At 58.2% G+C, this 14,114-nt stretch carries 14 protein-coding genes; 9 read left to right on the forward strand and 5 right to left on the reverse strand.

What is annotated here, in order from left to right; translation table 11 throughout:
• Together KI617_RS10865 and KI617_RS10870 are read left to right on the forward strand one after the other, a co-directional pair.
• Entirely contained in the window at positions 1-486 is a 486-nt protein-coding gene (locus KI617_RS10865) for a hypothetical protein (RefSeq protein WP_226446161.1), read from the forward strand.
• Between the two features lies 1 nt (position 487).
• Positions 488-928, forward strand: coding sequence for a hypothetical protein (locus KI617_RS10870; protein WP_226446163.1), 441 nt, complete (start codon positions 488-490; stop codon positions 926-928).
• 48 nt (positions 929-976) lie between these two features.
• Here the strand turns inward: KI617_RS10870 and KI617_RS10875 are convergent, their stop codons facing one another.
• Entirely contained in the window at positions 977-2,590 is a 1,614-nt protein-coding gene (locus tag KI617_RS10875) for a recombinase family protein (protein WP_226446165.1), read from the reverse strand.
• On the opposite strand from KI617_RS10875, the gene KI617_RS10880 reads away from it, so the two are divergent.
• Genes KI617_RS10880 through KI617_RS10890 form a run of 3 tightly spaced genes read left to right on the forward strand, consistent with a single transcriptional unit; the run spans position 2,589 to position 4,535 of the window.
• Positions 2,589-3,716 carry a 3'-5' exonuclease family protein gene (locus tag KI617_RS10880; RefSeq protein ID WP_226446166.1) on the forward strand — a complete coding sequence of 376 codons (1,128 nt, stop codon included), beginning with the start codon at positions 2,589-2,591 and terminating at the stop codon, positions 3,714-3,716. The genes KI617_RS10875 and KI617_RS10880 overlap by 2 nt on opposite strands.
• A gap of 4 nt (positions 3,717-3,720) precedes the next feature.
• Positions 3,721-4,176: a CreA family protein gene (locus tag KI617_RS10885; protein ID WP_226446167.1), complete on the forward strand. Its 456-nt coding sequence runs from the start codon at positions 3,721-3,723 to the stop codon at positions 4,174-4,176.
• A complete protein-coding gene (locus tag KI617_RS10890) occupies positions 4,173-4,535 on the forward strand; it encodes a cupin domain-containing protein (RefSeq protein WP_226446168.1) in 363 nt (120 codons plus the stop codon). Before KI617_RS10885 ends, KI617_RS10890 begins: the two co-directional genes overlap by 4 nt.
• A gap of 203 nt (positions 4,536-4,738) precedes the next feature.
• Here KI617_RS10890 and KI617_RS10895 read toward each other — a convergent pair whose 3' ends face one another.
• The 4 genes from KI617_RS10895 to KI617_RS10910 are packed head-to-tail and all read right to left on the reverse strand — an operon-like array spanning position 4,739 to position 8,432.
• Positions 4,739-7,069 carry an autotransporter domain-containing protein gene (locus KI617_RS10895; RefSeq protein ID WP_226446169.1) on the reverse strand — a complete coding sequence of 777 codons (2,331 nt, stop codon included), beginning with the start codon at positions 7,067-7,069 and terminating at the stop codon, positions 4,739-4,741.
• Positions 7,070-7,114: 45 nt separating this feature from the next.
• Positions 7,115-7,453 carry a YcgJ family protein gene (locus KI617_RS10900; protein WP_226446170.1) on the reverse strand — a complete coding sequence of 113 codons (339 nt, stop codon included), beginning with the start codon at positions 7,451-7,453 and terminating at the stop codon, positions 7,115-7,117.
• A gap of 2 nt (positions 7,454-7,455) precedes the next feature.
• Positions 7,456-7,836, reverse strand: coding sequence for a hypothetical protein (locus tag KI617_RS10905; protein WP_226446171.1), 381 nt, complete (start codon positions 7,834-7,836; stop codon positions 7,456-7,458).
• Complete coding sequence (locus tag KI617_RS10910) at positions 7,833-8,432, reverse strand: TetR/AcrR family transcriptional regulator (RefSeq protein WP_226446172.1); 600 nt, start codon at positions 8,430-8,432, stop codon at positions 7,833-7,835. The genes KI617_RS10905 and KI617_RS10910 overlap by 4 nt, the downstream gene beginning before the upstream one ends.
• Before the next feature lie 181 nt (positions 8,433-8,613).
• Here KI617_RS10910 and KI617_RS10915 point away from each other — a divergent pair, with 181 nt between their 5' ends.
• The 4 genes from KI617_RS10915 (at position 8,614) to KI617_RS10930 (ending at position 14,061) form a co-directional block, all read left to right on the forward strand.
• Positions 8,614-9,375 (forward strand): substrate-binding periplasmic protein, encoded by a 762-nt coding sequence (locus KI617_RS10915; RefSeq protein WP_226446173.1) that lies wholly within the window; start codon positions 8,614-8,616, stop codon positions 9,373-9,375.
• Positions 9,375-11,951, forward strand: a complete 2,577-nt coding sequence (locus KI617_RS10920) for a CHASE domain-containing protein (protein WP_226446174.1) — start codon at positions 9,375-9,377, stop codon at positions 11,949-11,951. Before KI617_RS10915 ends, KI617_RS10920 begins: the two co-directional genes overlap by 1 nt.
• A 289-nt stretch (positions 11,952-12,240) precedes the next feature.
• Positions 12,241-12,555: a hypothetical protein gene (locus tag KI617_RS10925; RefSeq protein WP_226446176.1), complete on the forward strand. Its 315-nt coding sequence runs from the start codon at positions 12,241-12,243 to the stop codon at positions 12,553-12,555.
• 36 nt (positions 12,556-12,591) lie between these two features.
• Complete coding sequence (locus tag KI617_RS10930; protein ID WP_226446178.1) at positions 12,592-14,061, forward strand: DegQ family serine endoprotease; 1,470 nt, start codon at positions 12,592-12,594, stop codon at positions 14,059-14,061.
• Positions 14,062-14,114 lie beyond the last annotated feature (53 nt).

Here is a 14,114-nt window from a genome sequence, read left to right on the forward strand (position 1 = left end):
ATGGGATTGATACTAGACAGGGCTGCAGTTGATGTTCCGTATTCAGTTAAAGCAGCTGTGGCTGACTTTGACGAGCTGCGGGTTGGTGGTCAGCGAGTCACCAAGATTTACGCTGAAAGCTATGCAGGTGTCACGTCTGGACAAGTGCTCACCAACACAGTCAATCTATTGAATGGTAGGCAGACTATTGTTGAGGTACATGTGCTGCTTCCGCATAGAACTGATTACACGTGGCAGGCATCGAGATGTCAGGCTCAGCTGAAAGTAAACGGTGTTGTGCATGGAACTATAGGTGTCTCACGAGACATAAGAAACGAGTATCAAACAGCAACCTTCATCATGCAGTTTGTGGCACCTGCTGACGGTGCTTACGTGCTGGACGTTGTTCTATCCATGTCGAGCGTTGTTGTTGCCAATGGATCAAGCACGTACACAAATAGATCGTCTGCTTTACCTGTCAATGTGACAGTAACAATTTGGCCGTGATATGAACCTCTCAATAGATAAAGTAGAACTATCTAAACTCGATAGAACCCCATCTACAAACCTGTTCGCTGTGTATCGACGCATCAAAGTTCAGGGTGATGAAGTGTCGTCAGTTGTTATCACACCTGACTGGCTCTTCAATATCGACTCTCTGCACAGGGCCGTGCTGCAGTACAAGTTGCAGCCATTGAAGAAAACCCTCATTCAGGTTCGATCGATACATGGGGCTGGCTTTTCAGTTAAGAAGGATGGTGTGGCCATCATCTCTCAGTCAACGGGTATCAGTGCTGAGGGGCCGTTCAGGTTCAGCCAGGTGATCACTGGCGCTGAAACAGTTGAGGTTGGCATATTCATCGAGAGCACTTTCGACTGGGAAACCTACGTTGCATTTCCTGAGAGTCAAAAGAACGAGATACATGTGACAGCTAGAATCGTCGCTTAGTCACTGACCCGGACAAATGAAGCTGAGCAGGTGTCTTGTAGCACCTCCCTACTTAACCAATTCCAGCCCTCGAACCAGTTGCCCAGTCTTACGGTCAATCCGTAGCCACCGGGATACTCCGGTTCTGGAGGTGAGTAGGATATCTACACAGTTCTCTGGGATACGCCCACCCTTGAAAAAGAACTGGACCTTGCTAAAGGTATTGGCGATTAGCTGCCGACACTTCAGGCGAGCGTCGTAGTCCAGTGCCATCACCCCTTCCCTCAACGCAGCCCACTCAAGTGAAGTAGCCTCAGCGGGTTCGCCTGCAGTCACCTTGGCATCCAGCTGGTGAATCCTGTCCCTGAGTCCAACCAAGGAGTCCTCAAGCTCCTTTGCTTTTCGCAGCAACGCCTGCGGCAGTTCGTCCAGTTCAAGGGCTGCGTCGAGGATTTTTGTGATCTTGTGCTCAGTTTCAGCAAGAGTCTGGGCAGTTAAAGCTCGTTCGGCTTGCAGCGTCGCATCCCTACCACCGCCACTCAGTAGGGCGTCTAGGTTGAGCTGATCAGAGCAATAGTCGAGCACAGCTTTCTCTATCGCTGTCGCGCCGGCACTAGCCTGCTGGTTCTTCAGGCGAGCCATGCTGGCTGTCAGAGAGCACGTCGTGCAGCGCACCCAGCGATAGACCGAAGGACCGCTTTCGAACTGGCGTGTGCTGTTGCAGGAGACAATTTTGCCCCCACAGTTCCCGCAGAACGCCAATGACATCCCAGTGAACAGGCTAGGATAGTCACTCTTGCCGCCAGCCCTACGCGGGGCCTGCTTACGCTCTGCAATCGCGGCCAGCAGTCGTGCGTACTCCTCAGCAGTGAGCAATGGAGGGTAGTACCCTTCCAGCACGAACGACTCTCCGCACGTGGAAATAGGCCTTTGCCCGATGAACAAGCGAGGCTGCTTCGTGATCAGTGCCAGCGCGTTTGAGGCGCGTTGTGATCCAGTCATAGGGATGCCCTGCTCCTCGAAGAGCTGCAGGATACGAACCGGACCATTGCCCTCTATGTACAACTGGATCGCGGTCTTGACTGCGGAAGCCATGACAGGCTCAAGCTCAAACGCCTGCCCGTTCCAACGCACCCAAGAGGGGTCCTTTCCGCCTGGCACCTTGCCACGGAACGTACCGGCCTCCCACCCCTGGCAACGTCGAAGGACAGCAGCAGCTACGCGCTTGCTTTTAGTCTCACTCTCCTCGTGTGCTCGGATCATCACAAGCAGCGAGTAGAGGAGGTCCATCGGGTTAGCTTTGAGGCGTTCCCGGTTGTACTGCTTGCCATCCACGGAGGTGACCACCGTGATATCAGCGTTGATGATCTGGTACAGCTGAGCCTGCGCTTGGATCGGCTCAGCCCGGGACAAGCGATCAAGGCCCTCGACGATCAACACCGAACCTGTAGGGATTCGCCCAGCTGTAACTGCTTCGAGGAAGAGGCCAAGGGCACCAGAGCGAACGTGCTTCTGGTGGTAGGCTGAGAGACCCTCATCCTTCATGGTGAGGGTCTGATCGAGTACCATGCCCTGTGACTCAGCCCACTTCAGTGCATACTCAGCCTGGCGCTCAATGCTCGTACCAGTGGCCTGCTTGGCTGCTGAGAAGCGGAGATAGCTATAAACTTTTCTGTTTTCCATGAAGTTATATTACACCTCTTTCATCTTCCTGAAGAACGAATTCAAGCGACTCGGCATTACCTTCCGCGCTTCCGTGCTGTGCACCGTCAAGCTGTCGCGCACCCTGTTCCCGGAGCACAAGCGGCACAATCTCGACAGCCTGATCGAGCGCCACGACCTGCGTGCCGAGGCCCGCCACCGGGCGCTGGCCGATGCCCAGTTGATCCACCAGTTCTGGCAAAAGATCCACCTCAAGCGCAGCCTTGAAACCATCGATGCCGCGCTCAAGGCACAGAACGCCCACCCCAGCCTGCCGCCGCATATCGACGCCAGCATTCTTGATGACTTGCCGGAATCGCCCGGTGTTTACCTGTTCTACGGCGACAACGACCTGCCGCTCTATATCGGCAAGGCCAAGGACATCCGCCAGCGGGTGCTGTCGCATTTCTCGGGCGACCACAGTTCAGCCAAGGAGATGGCGCTGGCCCAACAGGTCAGGCGCATCGACTGGATCGAAACAGCCGGCGAGATCGGCGCCCTGCTCAAGGAGTCGCGGCTGGTCAAGACCCTGCTGCCGACGGCCAACCGCCAACTGCGCAAGAACGACGACGTCTGCACCTGGACGCTGGTCGATGAAGGCGAAGGCTGGCTGCGCCCCCAACTGGCACTGGCCGCCGACCTGGATTTCGACATTCACACGTCCTGCTACGGGCTGTTCAAGAGCACCAAGGAAGCCAACGAGGTGCTGCGGACGCTGGCCGAATCGCACAATCTGTGTGATGTCCTGACAGGTCTGGACAAGGCCAAGCCGGGCAAACCCTGCTTCGGCCACCAGATCAAGCGCTGCAAGGGTGCCTGCATCGGCAAGGAGCCGCTGGCCAAGCACACCATGCGGCTGATGACCGCACTGACTAGCCTGAAGCTGGTGTCCTGGCCCTTCACCGGACCGGCGCTGATCCGCGAAGGCGAAGAAGCCCATCTGGTCGAGGGCTGGCGCTACCTCGGCACGGTGAAAAGCGACGAAGAAATCCACGCCCTGCTCGACGGCTCGCGCCCGCCCTTCGACCGCGACGCCTACAAGCTGCTCGCGAAATACGTCAGCAAGATGATTCCGTTACCATTGAAACGCTCCAACAACCTAGAATAAAGCCATGAAACATGTGCTCCCCCTGCTCCTCGCAGCCCTCGCCCTGCCGGTTGCCGCCGAAGAAATCGATTGCGCCACCACCGCCTGGAAATTGATAGGCGCCAACCATCGGGTCTGCGTCTATGCCTACGATGACCCGAAGATATCGGGCGTCACCTGCCACGTCAGCCAGGCGCGCACCGGCGGCGTCAAAGGCAGCTTCGGGCTGGCTGAAGACCCGTCGCAATTCTCGCTGGCCTGCCGCCAGATCGGCCCGATCAACCTGCCAGCCAAGCTGGCTGAAGACGAAGTGGTGTTCAGCGAAGACACCTCGCTGCTCTTCAAGGAAACCAAGATCCACCGTTTCTTCGACAAGAAACGCAACGTGCTGATCTATCTGGCGATCAGCCGCCGGATCATCGAAGGCGCCCCAGCCAACGCCATCTCGACCGTGCCGATCCAACCCTGGGGCGGCCAGTGAGCCTGAAAACATCGCTGGGTGATGTTGCCCCCTACATCACCAAGGATGGCTCGGAGATCCGCGAGCTGCTGCACCCCACCCAGCACGCGGTTCGCCAGCAAAGCCTGGCCGAAGCCGTCGTTCCGCCGGGCAGCACGACCCGGCTGCACCGGCACGGAATCACCGAAGAGATTTACCACGTGACCAAGGGTCGCGGCCTGATGACCCTGGGCAGTGAGCGTTTTGCCATCGCAGTCGGCGACAGCATCGCGATCGCCCCGGGCACACCGCACTGCGTGGAAAACACGGGGTCAGAAGCCTTGCACATCCTGTGCTGCTGCGCACCGGCCTATTCGCACGAAGATACCGAACTACTCTGATTTCTGAATCGGCCATCGGCCGGGCGATCAAGGCACAGCCGAGGCTAGCAGGCCGAAATCCTCGACAAATATGCCGTCACGATCCACCGATTTGCCGGCACGAACTTTGAGTTTCTCGCTGGACAAACTGTCGACCGAAACGGCTAACCAGGATTTCTCCCTGACACCCGAACACGGAGCACGAGCACGAGCGGCAATTGCACTCACAGCTCCCAACGTATCTCGCCACCGCCACCAATCTCGTTACCGTGCGAGCTAATCCGGCCGACGATTCCGGCGCGTACTGAGACTCCGGGGGCGATGTAGCCCTGCAAACCCAGTCCTATCAGATGATTGATCGGTCCCTTGTTGGCGCCGATTTGCGTAAATGAGCCAAACAGGTGGCTGTTGGCGGTGATTTCGTGGGCGGCGTTCTGGTCGGCGCTCCAGTCGTAGCCGAAGCGGTAGAAGCCGGCCAGCGACAGCGGGTTTTTCGTTCCATGACTCAGCGGCATCAGGAATTCGCCACCGACAAAGCTCAGCATCGAACGGGCGCTGGTCGCTGAAATCGAATAGTTGAAATCATTACCCCCCGATTCATTCGCCTGACCCATCCACAACTGTGAATAGGAAACACCGGCGAATGGCGTCAGCGCCAGGCGCTCGGAGGCCAGGAAGGGGCGGGAAAGTTTCAGGGCACCGTACACCCCGTTCGACTGATACTTGCTTTTCGCTGCACCGCCGGTGAAGGCGCCGATATTCGGGTTGTTACGCGTGGCTGTCGAATCGCTGTAGATATAGCCGACGGCGCCGGACAGCTTGAAGCTGTTCGGCAGGTATTGGCCACCGTAGAGGCCCAGGTAATAGTTGGTCGATGAAAAGTCCTGCGATACCTGTTCTGGTTCAGTCATCGTCGTGTAACCGACGCCGCCGAACACGCCGAATCCGCCGGATGGATTCCGGGCAAGGTCGCTACCGATGACGATGTTGGAGAGCTGGTAGCCAAATCCGGCCAGATTGTCGTAGCTACTTACCGAGCCTTTCATGGTGCTGGCATCGCCCCAGAAGTAGCGGCCCTGATCGATTTCATAGGCCGCCGACGTCGCATTCTGGCCGGAGAGCGGCGCATGGATGCGATCCATCACCGTATTGGTGATGTGCCCCATCTGCTCCAGGTTGATCGTCATGTTCGACGAATAGCCTTCGGCGTGGACCTTGGACAGCCCGTTGGCCTGGGCCGGGGTCAGTGACTGAATGGCGCCCAGCAAACTTCCGCTGTTGGCAATCGCCGTCGCACCGCTCGTGGCATACGAGATCAACAGCGCGTTGCTTAGCTTGTTGCCTGAACTGGTCCCAGTGCTGGTCGGCGTAACGGGGATCGAGGTGGCGGTGAGATCCCACTGCGTTCCCGCCGGGTTGCTCAGCAGCCAGTTCATCTGCACCAGGCCCCCGCCATAGACACCGCTGGTCGCTGCCAGATTGCCGGCAGTGACGCCGGTCAGCACGGCGGTGTAGGTGTTGTTGGTCAGCGCAGAGCCCTGAGCGATGCCAAAGCTCGTCTGACCTGAGGGCGCAGTAACATTCAATTTGCCGTAACTGGCTGGGCTGGCAATGATGGTGTTGTAGTTGGCTGGGAGTGGGCCGTAATACTTCAAGTCGCCCTGGGCGTTATTGAGGGTGCCGATTGTTCCGGTAACGCCGTTGATAATGCCGTAGCCGGTGCTGCCGGTATTGCCGCTGGTCAGGTTCCCCTGGTTGGTAATCGTGCCAATCGAGCCGCCTGCGTTATTGATTGCGGCATAGCAGGTTCCACCGGCATCGCAAACGCTGTGATCAATCGTTCCGGTGTTTAGAATCGTGCCAATTGAGTTGCCAGGCCCAAGCTCAATTGCGTTGGCAAAGGTGGAGGTCGGGGCACCGCTTATGCCGCCTTCAATGGTTCCCGAGTTGATCAAGGTATCAATTCTGGCAGTGAAGCCTGGCGTGAAATAAATCGCGCGATTTTGGGCCGAGATGGTGCCGGAGTTAATCAATGTTCCAATATGGCCGCTCTGCAAGATCGCCTGGGCGCCCGCGCCAAATGAACCGACCGTTGCAGAAATGATCCCTCTATTGGTTAGCGTGCCGATTTCATTGTTATTCAATACCGCGGCATATGAATTATTGGTGGAGCCATTCGTTATCGTGCCTTCGTTGGTTAGCGCCGAAACATTTCCATGGTTTACGAATGCGTTGTGGCCAAAGCCAGACGTAATGGTTCCCTGGTTCAGAAAGGTACCGCTCACCGTTCCCGCCGGATTGATCGATACGGCGTCCAGGGCAAAGAATGGCGATACCGTCGCTGATTGGCCTATCGTCACCCCCGTTGTGGAATTGCCAATGCTCAGGTCTTCGCAATTGGAGGCAATCTGGATGGTGTCTCCGGTGGCGCTACAAGTTGCAAATGCCGAGCCCGGCGCAAATATCGAGCACAGAACCCCTGGCAGTAGCAGATACGCGCTTCGCCCGGAGACAGCTCCTTTCCTGACGATTCTTGCCTTGCGTTTCGTGTTCATGAATACCCCCTGAAAATTGGCCCGCCTTTTGGGTTGCGTGAGCTTTTATTGACCGAAAAGCGTCCTGGTTGCCTTGGCATCCACCTTCTTGTCGTAGCGATTGGTCCAGCAGGTTTTCACCTTGGCATCGCAGGTCAGGCCACCGCGCATGGTGAAGGTCGTGGCGTCGAAGTCCTGGATACCGACCTTGTTGATCTCGGCCATCAGCTTCTGCTCGGCCTTTTCGCCGAGGTACATTTTGGTCAGGGCCACGGAAACCCCCATGTGGTCGGCGCAGAAGCCGGATTTCCTGTCGCAGATGGCGCCTTCCTTGTAGTACTCGAGGCCGGCGGCCTGGGCGGCCAACGTGGCAGTCAACAGGGCAAGCAGAGCAAATCTTTTCACGATCATTCCTCCCTGATGGTGTGGACGGTGCCGCCGCAACCGGTGAAGCACTGCCGGTAGTTTTCATCACAGCGCCAGGTGTTCGCATTGCTGAAACAGGCCTGGCGGAAACAGTGCTTGGCGTCTTTGTCGCTACGGGCGTGGTGCAGACAATCGTGATACTGATAGTCGCTGCGCTGTTCGCAGGCTTGCTGTTCGTACTGGGCGCGGTTCATCTCGTTCTGCTGGCAGAACTCCTTGGAGGTCGAACATTGCATGGCACACATTCGTCCGTGCTCGGTCGTCGGTGCCACATATTCATAGCGTGTCGTGACACAACCCGAGACCAGCCATACCGCGAGCAAGGCGCCGAGAATGCGCCCCGGAAAACTTGAGAATTTCATGACGACTCCCCCTGTGATGAGGCCGATCGACCCGCATCGGCATTTTTGCCCAGCAAAATTTCCAGCGTTGGCCGGATTTCGGCGATGCAATCCTCGGCGCTACCACCGTGGATGGCGGCTCGGCGGAATCCGACGTAATACACCGACCAGATGCCATAGCCCCGCGCTTCTATCCCTTCCAACCCCGCTTCGGCCATCCATCCGGCCACCGGCTGCAACAACTGCAGGACCTGGCCAATGATTTCCTGCTCATAGCGGGTGTTCCACATCCAGCCGAAAGCCGCCCCCACTGAGCGAATCGGCAGGAATTCGATGTCCAGGCGATAAAGTTCGAGAAAATAGGAGCAAACCCGTTCGCTCAGGCTCTCCCCCTTGACCCTGCCCAGCAGTTCCGGCAGTTGCCTGATTTCCTCCGCATTCAGTTCGATGATCAGTTCGGCGAGGATGTCCGGCTTGGCGAGATTCAAGCGATATATCTGCACTGGCTGGCGCCCCACGGCACCGGCGATATCCCGCACCCCGACCGCGTCATAACCCCGCGTGAGAAACAATTCCTTGGCGGCAGCGAGTACGAGTTGCTTGAGTGACCGGGTCACGAATTCCGCTTATATTTGAGTTATTGAGGCCTTTGTTGACGGTCAATGTAATCACGTTTACATTGACCGTCAACAAATAACAAAAAAAATAAAAACATTTTTCTTACATTCAATTGGCAATAATAGTAAGCAATCTCGACCGGGCCCAAAAATGAAAAAAATTTGTCGCGCATTGCTCTTCATGCTCTGTTTCCTTGGGGGAGCCGTACAGGCCGCCGGCCCTGACTGTGGCCGCAGCTTTACCCTGGGCCTCCATGAACACGGCTTGCTCTACTCGGCCGAGACGGACCGCGGAATCGACAAGGACGTTGCCGATGAACTGATCCGTCGCAGCGGTTGCAAGGTGAATGTCAGCCTGATGCCGCGCGCCCGGATCTGGCAACTGATCGAATCCGGCGCACTCGATTTCAGCCTGTCCGGGATCACCAATCCTGAACGCGAACGTTTCGCGGCGTTTGCCTGGTATGTCAGCAACAAATACTACTTGCTGACGCGCAAGGACGCGGGCGTTAGCCAGATTGCCGATTTCGAGCGAAACGACAGGCTGCAACTCGGCGTCATCCGGAGCTTCCGCTACAGCACCAACGCCAACCAGTTGGTGGACCGGCTGACGGCAGGCAACCGCGTCAGCCAGGCCGGCGGCTTGTCGCCCTTGTACGAATTGCTGCTGGCTAACAAGATACAGGGCATGATCATCGAGCCTTTCGACTACCCGGCGCTCCAGGAGAAAAGGATTCACGATGTGACGACCATCGTCGAATTCAATGACCCGGCAGTACCGCACGGTCTGATCATGTCGAAAAAAGCCTTGCCCCCCGAGGAGCGTGAAAAATGGCGCGCCCTGGTGGACGGCATGCGTTCCGATGGAACCATGCGCCGCATCTTCGAACGCTATTTCCGGACGGATCTGGCGGCAGAAATGGTTGAATTCCAGGCTCCTTGATGGCACACCTGCGCGCACTGTGGTTACCGCTGGGCATCCTGCTCCTGACCCTGGGCCTGACCTGGCAAGCCTGGAATCATGAGCGCGCCAATAGCCAGCTTCAGCTAAAAACACATTTCAATCACGCCCAGCAAGAAACGATCAGTCGTATCGAGCAACGCATGGGGGCGTATGAGCAGTTGCTGCGCGGGGTGCAGGCGCATTACGTCGCTGCCGGAAAAATTGATCGCACCGCGTTTCGCAACTATGTCGCAACGCTTCAACTGGATGCCAATTTCTCCGGCATTCAGGCCATCGGCCAGATCGACTGGGTACCCGCCGCCCAGAAAGAGGATCATCTCGCCAAGATGCGCCGACTTGGGGTTGCCGATTACCGGATTTCACCGGAAGGCGTGCGCGACGCCTACGCCCCCATCGTCCAACGCGAGCCCTACATCGGTCGCAACCGGATTGCCTACGGGTTCGATAGCTGGTCTGAGCCGGCCCGGCATCTGGCCATGGAACGGGCAAGAGACACCGGCATGGCCACGATTTCCGGGAAGGTACGATTGCGTGTCGAAACGGAGCCTGATGAACAGCCGGGTTTTATCATGTACCTGCCGATCTATGCGGGCGATACCGGACTTGCCACGCAAGAACAGCGCCGCGCCAAGCTGATCGGCTGGGTATACGCGGCATTCCGGATGAGCGACCTGATGGCCAGCCTCTACGGCCAGCTGCCGCCGGGAATCGGTTTTGCCATCCATGACGGGATAGAACTTTCCCCTCAGACCCTGATGTATCGGTACCCGACGCAAGCGGAGGGGACATCCGGCATTTTCAACGCCAACGAATACATGGTCATCGCCGGGCGTACCTGGGCGCTCTCCATGGTGGCTTCCGAAGGCTTTGCCAAGCGTTTTGGCAGTAACGAGGCGCCACTGATCCTGTGGAGTGGCGTCGGTCTTGGCCTGTTGCTGACACTGGTTGCCTGGTTGCTGACGACCAGCCGAGCCCGTGCCTTGAAACTGGCCCGGACGATGACGCACGAATTGCAGGCGCGCGAGCGCTTCCTGCTTGATGTGACCGACAACATTCCCGGCCTGGTCGCTTACTGGAATGCCGAACTGCATTGCGAATTTGCCAATGCCCGCCATCGGGAATTTTTCGGGAAAGCGCCAGAGGAAGTGCGCGGCCTGCACTTGCAGGCGCTCCTTGGCGAAGAATCGTTTCGCCATGTGGAACCCCATATCCGCGCCGTGTTGCAGGGTGAAATGCAGCGTTTCGAGGATACGTTGTACATGCCGGACGGCAGCGCATGCTCGACCTATACCCACTACTTGCCTGATGTTCAGGATCAACGGGTCAAGGGTTTTTATGCGCTGGTTTCGGACATCACGCCGCTCAAGTTGCTGGAGCGCCATCTGCGGCATTTTGAATCGATCATTCAGTCATCGGAAGATGCGATCATCAGCAAGTCACTGGATGGGATCGTCACCAGCTGGAACCCGGGAGCGGCCGCTTTGTTTGGCTTTACTGCCGAGGAAATGATCGGCCAGCCCTTGCAGCGCATCTTTCCGCCGGATCATCAGGATGCGGAAGCAGCGATCCTCAGACGGATTCAGCTTGGCGAACAGATCGATCACTTTGAAACAGTCAGGCTGCGCAAGGATGGCGTGAGGCTTGATGTTTCAGTCACCATTTCGCCGATCTTCGATGCCAATGGTGAAATCGTTGGCGTATCGACCATTGCCCGGGACATCACCGCGCAAAAGCAGGCAGAGGCGGAACTGGCCGACCACCGGGAGCGTCTGGAAATGCTGGTCGAGCAACGCACGGCGGCGCTTTCGATTGCCAAGGAGGCCGCCGAAGCCGCCAATCGGGCGAAGAGCATTTTCCTGGCGACCATGAGTCACGAGTTACGGACCCCGATGAACGCCATCCTCGGCCTGACAAGAATCGTCCGGCGCGCTACGACAGATCCCAAGCAGACTGATCAACTGGACAAGGTGCTGGTGGCCTCCAATCAACTCCTGGAAATCATCAACGATATTCTTGAGCTCGCCAATATCGAGGCCAGTGAAATACGGTTCGCGAACGCTGGATTCAGGCTAGCCGACACGCTTGAACGCGTTTCCTCACGATTCGAAGCGGACGCTCGCAAGAAGGATCTGCTATTCGAACTGAGCCTTGACCCTGCCCTGGCCAATCGCCAGCTCTATGGAGACCCGGCACGCCTCGAACAAATCCTCTCCAAGCTGACCAGCAACGCCATCAAATTCACTGCCGCTGGCTCAGTTCAACTTCGTGCGGCACTCGGCGAGGAAAGCGCGACAAGTCTTGTTCTGCACTTTGAGATAGCCGATACCGGCATCGGGATACCAGCCGAAGAGCAAGGACGTTTGTTCTCCGCATTTGAACAACTCGACGGCTCAATGACCCGAAAATTCGGCGGTACCGGCCTGGGGCTGGCAATCAGTAAGAAACTGGTGCAAGCGATGGGGGGAAGCATCGGTGTCGACAGCCAACTCGGCATGGGCAGCACTTTCTGGTTCACGGTGCGACTCGATAAACCAGCTGCTCAGGATGGCTGCTGACCAGCTCTTTGCTGCCCAAAACGTCATGCCGGTCAGCTGCCCCCCTTGATGAACAAGCGGCCGACAACTCCCCCGGCCAAACCTTCCTCAATGCGACCTGCATCACCGAAGCAGTAAGACAATCATCCTGTTGAGAAGCGATGTCCGGTTCAGGTAAAACGCCGCACCAATGGCCACCGGGGTTGGGTCCGCCGACAAACTTTGATACAAATCGTCGCACAAACGCTACTTGAAAAATTGCGTTCTGGCGCAACACTAGCTCCCTGCTGATATCGACAAGGAGTCCCCGATGCAATCCGACCACCACTGGCAAGAACAGACGCTTGCCCGATTCATGCGGGTGTCTCGCCAGCATCTTGGCCTGGCCGACACCCCGGCCGCCATCCGACCATCCCGCCGCCTTGCCGGAAACGGCCGGCTCATACTTCGTTCGCTGCTGGTTGCCGGCTCGCTCGGTGCGCTGTTTGGCGGATCGGCTTTCGCCGGCGAAAGTATTTCCCCGGACCCGGCCAAATCCAGTGAAACCGCGCAAAGAGCCGGCGAGACCGGCGATGAGCAGGCCGCCCATTCCCCCTGGCTTTCCTTGCATGGCAAAAATCTCTGATCAATGTCCAACCAATCCACCCGACAAGAGCTCAACATGAAACTGAAACCCCTGAAAATGACCGTGGCCGCCCTTGCCGTTGCCGCCGCCGTGGGCGGCGCCTATTCGCTCGGCCAGAACGTGCCCTTCGGCAATGCCAATGCCGCCACCCAGCCAACTGCCGCCGTCACAGCGCCTGCCGCGGCGCCCATCAACACTCCCAACGGCCTGCCGGACATGCGCAGCATCGTCGCCAGCAACGCCCCGGCCGTGGTCAACATCAGTGTCACCGGCACGCGCAAGACGGCGGCCAACGGCCCCGATCTCCAGCAGATGGACCCGAATGACCCGTTCTTCCAGTTCTTCCGCCACTTCCGCGGGCAGATACCGGAAAGCCGGCAGCCCGTGCAGGGCCTCGGTTCCGGCTTCATCGTGACGCCTGACGGCACGGTGCTGACCAACGCCCATGTCGTCGACGGTGCCGAGGAAGTCACCGTCAAGCTCAACGACAAGCGCGAGTTCAAGGCCAAGGTGCTCGGCCTCGACAAGGCCAGCGACGTCGCCGTGCTGAAACTCGACGCCAAAAACTTGCCGACGGTAAAGATCGGTACCTCGCTGCAAACCCAGGTCGGCGAATGGGTACTCGCCATCGGCTCGCCGTTCGGTTTCGAAAGCAGCGCCAGCGCCGGCATCGTCTCAGCCAAGTCACGCAACCTGCCGGACGGCAGCTACGTCCCCTTCATCCAGACCGACGTTGCGGTCAACCCTGGCAATTCCGGCGGCCCGCTGTTCAACATGAACGGCGAAGTGATCGGCATCAACTCGCAAATCTACTCACGCAGCGGCGGCTACCAGGGCCTCTCCTTTGCCATCCCCATCGAGGTGGCGATGAATGTCGAGAAGCAGATCGTCGCCCACGGCAAGGTCCAGCGCGGCAAGCTCGGCGTCAGCATCCAGGAAGTCAATCAGTCGCTGGCTGACACCTTCGGCCTGGCCAAGCCGGCCGGCGCCCTGGTCGCCTCCGTCGAAAAAGGCGGCCCGGCCGCCAAGGGCGGGCTGGAACCGGGCGACGTCATTCTCGGCATCGACGGCAAAACCATCGAGAGCTCGGGCGAACTGCCGGCCGCCGTCGCCATCAAGCAGCCCGGCGAAACCGCCCACCTGCAGGTCTGGCGCAAGGGCGAAACACGCAACATCGACGTCAAGGTCGGTAGTTTCGGCGAGGAAAAAGTGGCGTCCAGCGAAACGCCATCGGCCGACAAAGGCCGTCTCGGCGTCGCCGTCCGCCCGCTGACCCCGGAAGAACAGCGTCAGGCCGAAGTCAAAGGTGGCCTGCTCGTCGAACAAGCCAGCGGCGCCGCCGGCCGCGCCGGCATCCGCCCGGGCGACATCATCGTTGCGGTCAACGGCCAGCCCATCGGCGACATCGACCAGCTACGCGGCATCATCGCCAAATCCGGCAAAAAAGCCGCCATCCTGATCGAACGCGGCAATTCACGAATATTCGTGCCGGTCGACCTCGGCTAAACGTAAAAAAGGCCGTTCGGATGAACGGCCTGAAAAAAGCAAAGCCCCTTTCG

This window comes from Ferribacterium limneticum (assembly GCF_020510625.1).
Taxonomy (GTDB): Bacteria; Pseudomonadota; Gammaproteobacteria; order Burkholderiales; family Rhodocyclaceae; genus Azonexus; species Azonexus limneticus_A.

Bases quoted from the DNA above. Each gene is read 5' to 3' on its own strand.
- KI617_RS10865 (WP_226446161.1), top strand. From the start codon at position 1: ATGGGATTGATACTAGACAGGGCTGCAGTTGATGTTCCGTATTCAGTT.
- KI617_RS10870 (WP_226446163.1), top strand. From the start codon at position 488: ATGAACCTCTCAATAGATAAAGTAGAACTATCTAAACTCGATAGAACC.
- KI617_RS10880 (WP_226446166.1), top strand. From the start codon at position 2,589: ATGAAGTTATATTACACCTCTTTCATCTTCCTGAAGAACGAATTCAAG.
- KI617_RS10875 (WP_226446165.1), bottom strand. From the start codon at position 2,590: ATGGAAAACAGAAAAGTTTATAGCTATCTCCGCTTCTCAGCAGCCAAG.
- KI617_RS10885 (WP_226446167.1), top strand. From the start codon at position 3,721: ATGAAACATGTGCTCCCCCTGCTCCTCGCAGCCCTCGCCCTGCCGGTT.
- KI617_RS10895 (WP_226446169.1), bottom strand. From the start codon at position 7,069: ATGAACACGAAACGCAAGGCAAGAATCGTCAGGAAAGGAGCTGTCTCC.
- KI617_RS10905 (WP_226446171.1), bottom strand. From the start codon at position 7,836: ATGAAATTCTCAAGTTTTCCGGGGCGCATTCTCGGCGCCTTGCTCGCG.
- KI617_RS10915 (WP_226446173.1), top strand. From the start codon at position 8,614: ATGCTCTGTTTCCTTGGGGGAGCCGTACAGGCCGCCGGCCCTGACTGT.
- KI617_RS10920 (WP_226446174.1), top strand. From the start codon at position 9,375: ATGGCACACCTGCGCGCACTGTGGTTACCGCTGGGCATCCTGCTCCTG.
- KI617_RS10925 (WP_226446176.1), top strand. From the start codon at position 12,241: ATGCAATCCGACCACCACTGGCAAGAACAGACGCTTGCCCGATTCATG.
- KI617_RS10930 (WP_226446178.1), top strand. From the start codon at position 12,592: ATGAAACTGAAACCCCTGAAAATGACCGTGGCCGCCCTTGCCGTTGCC.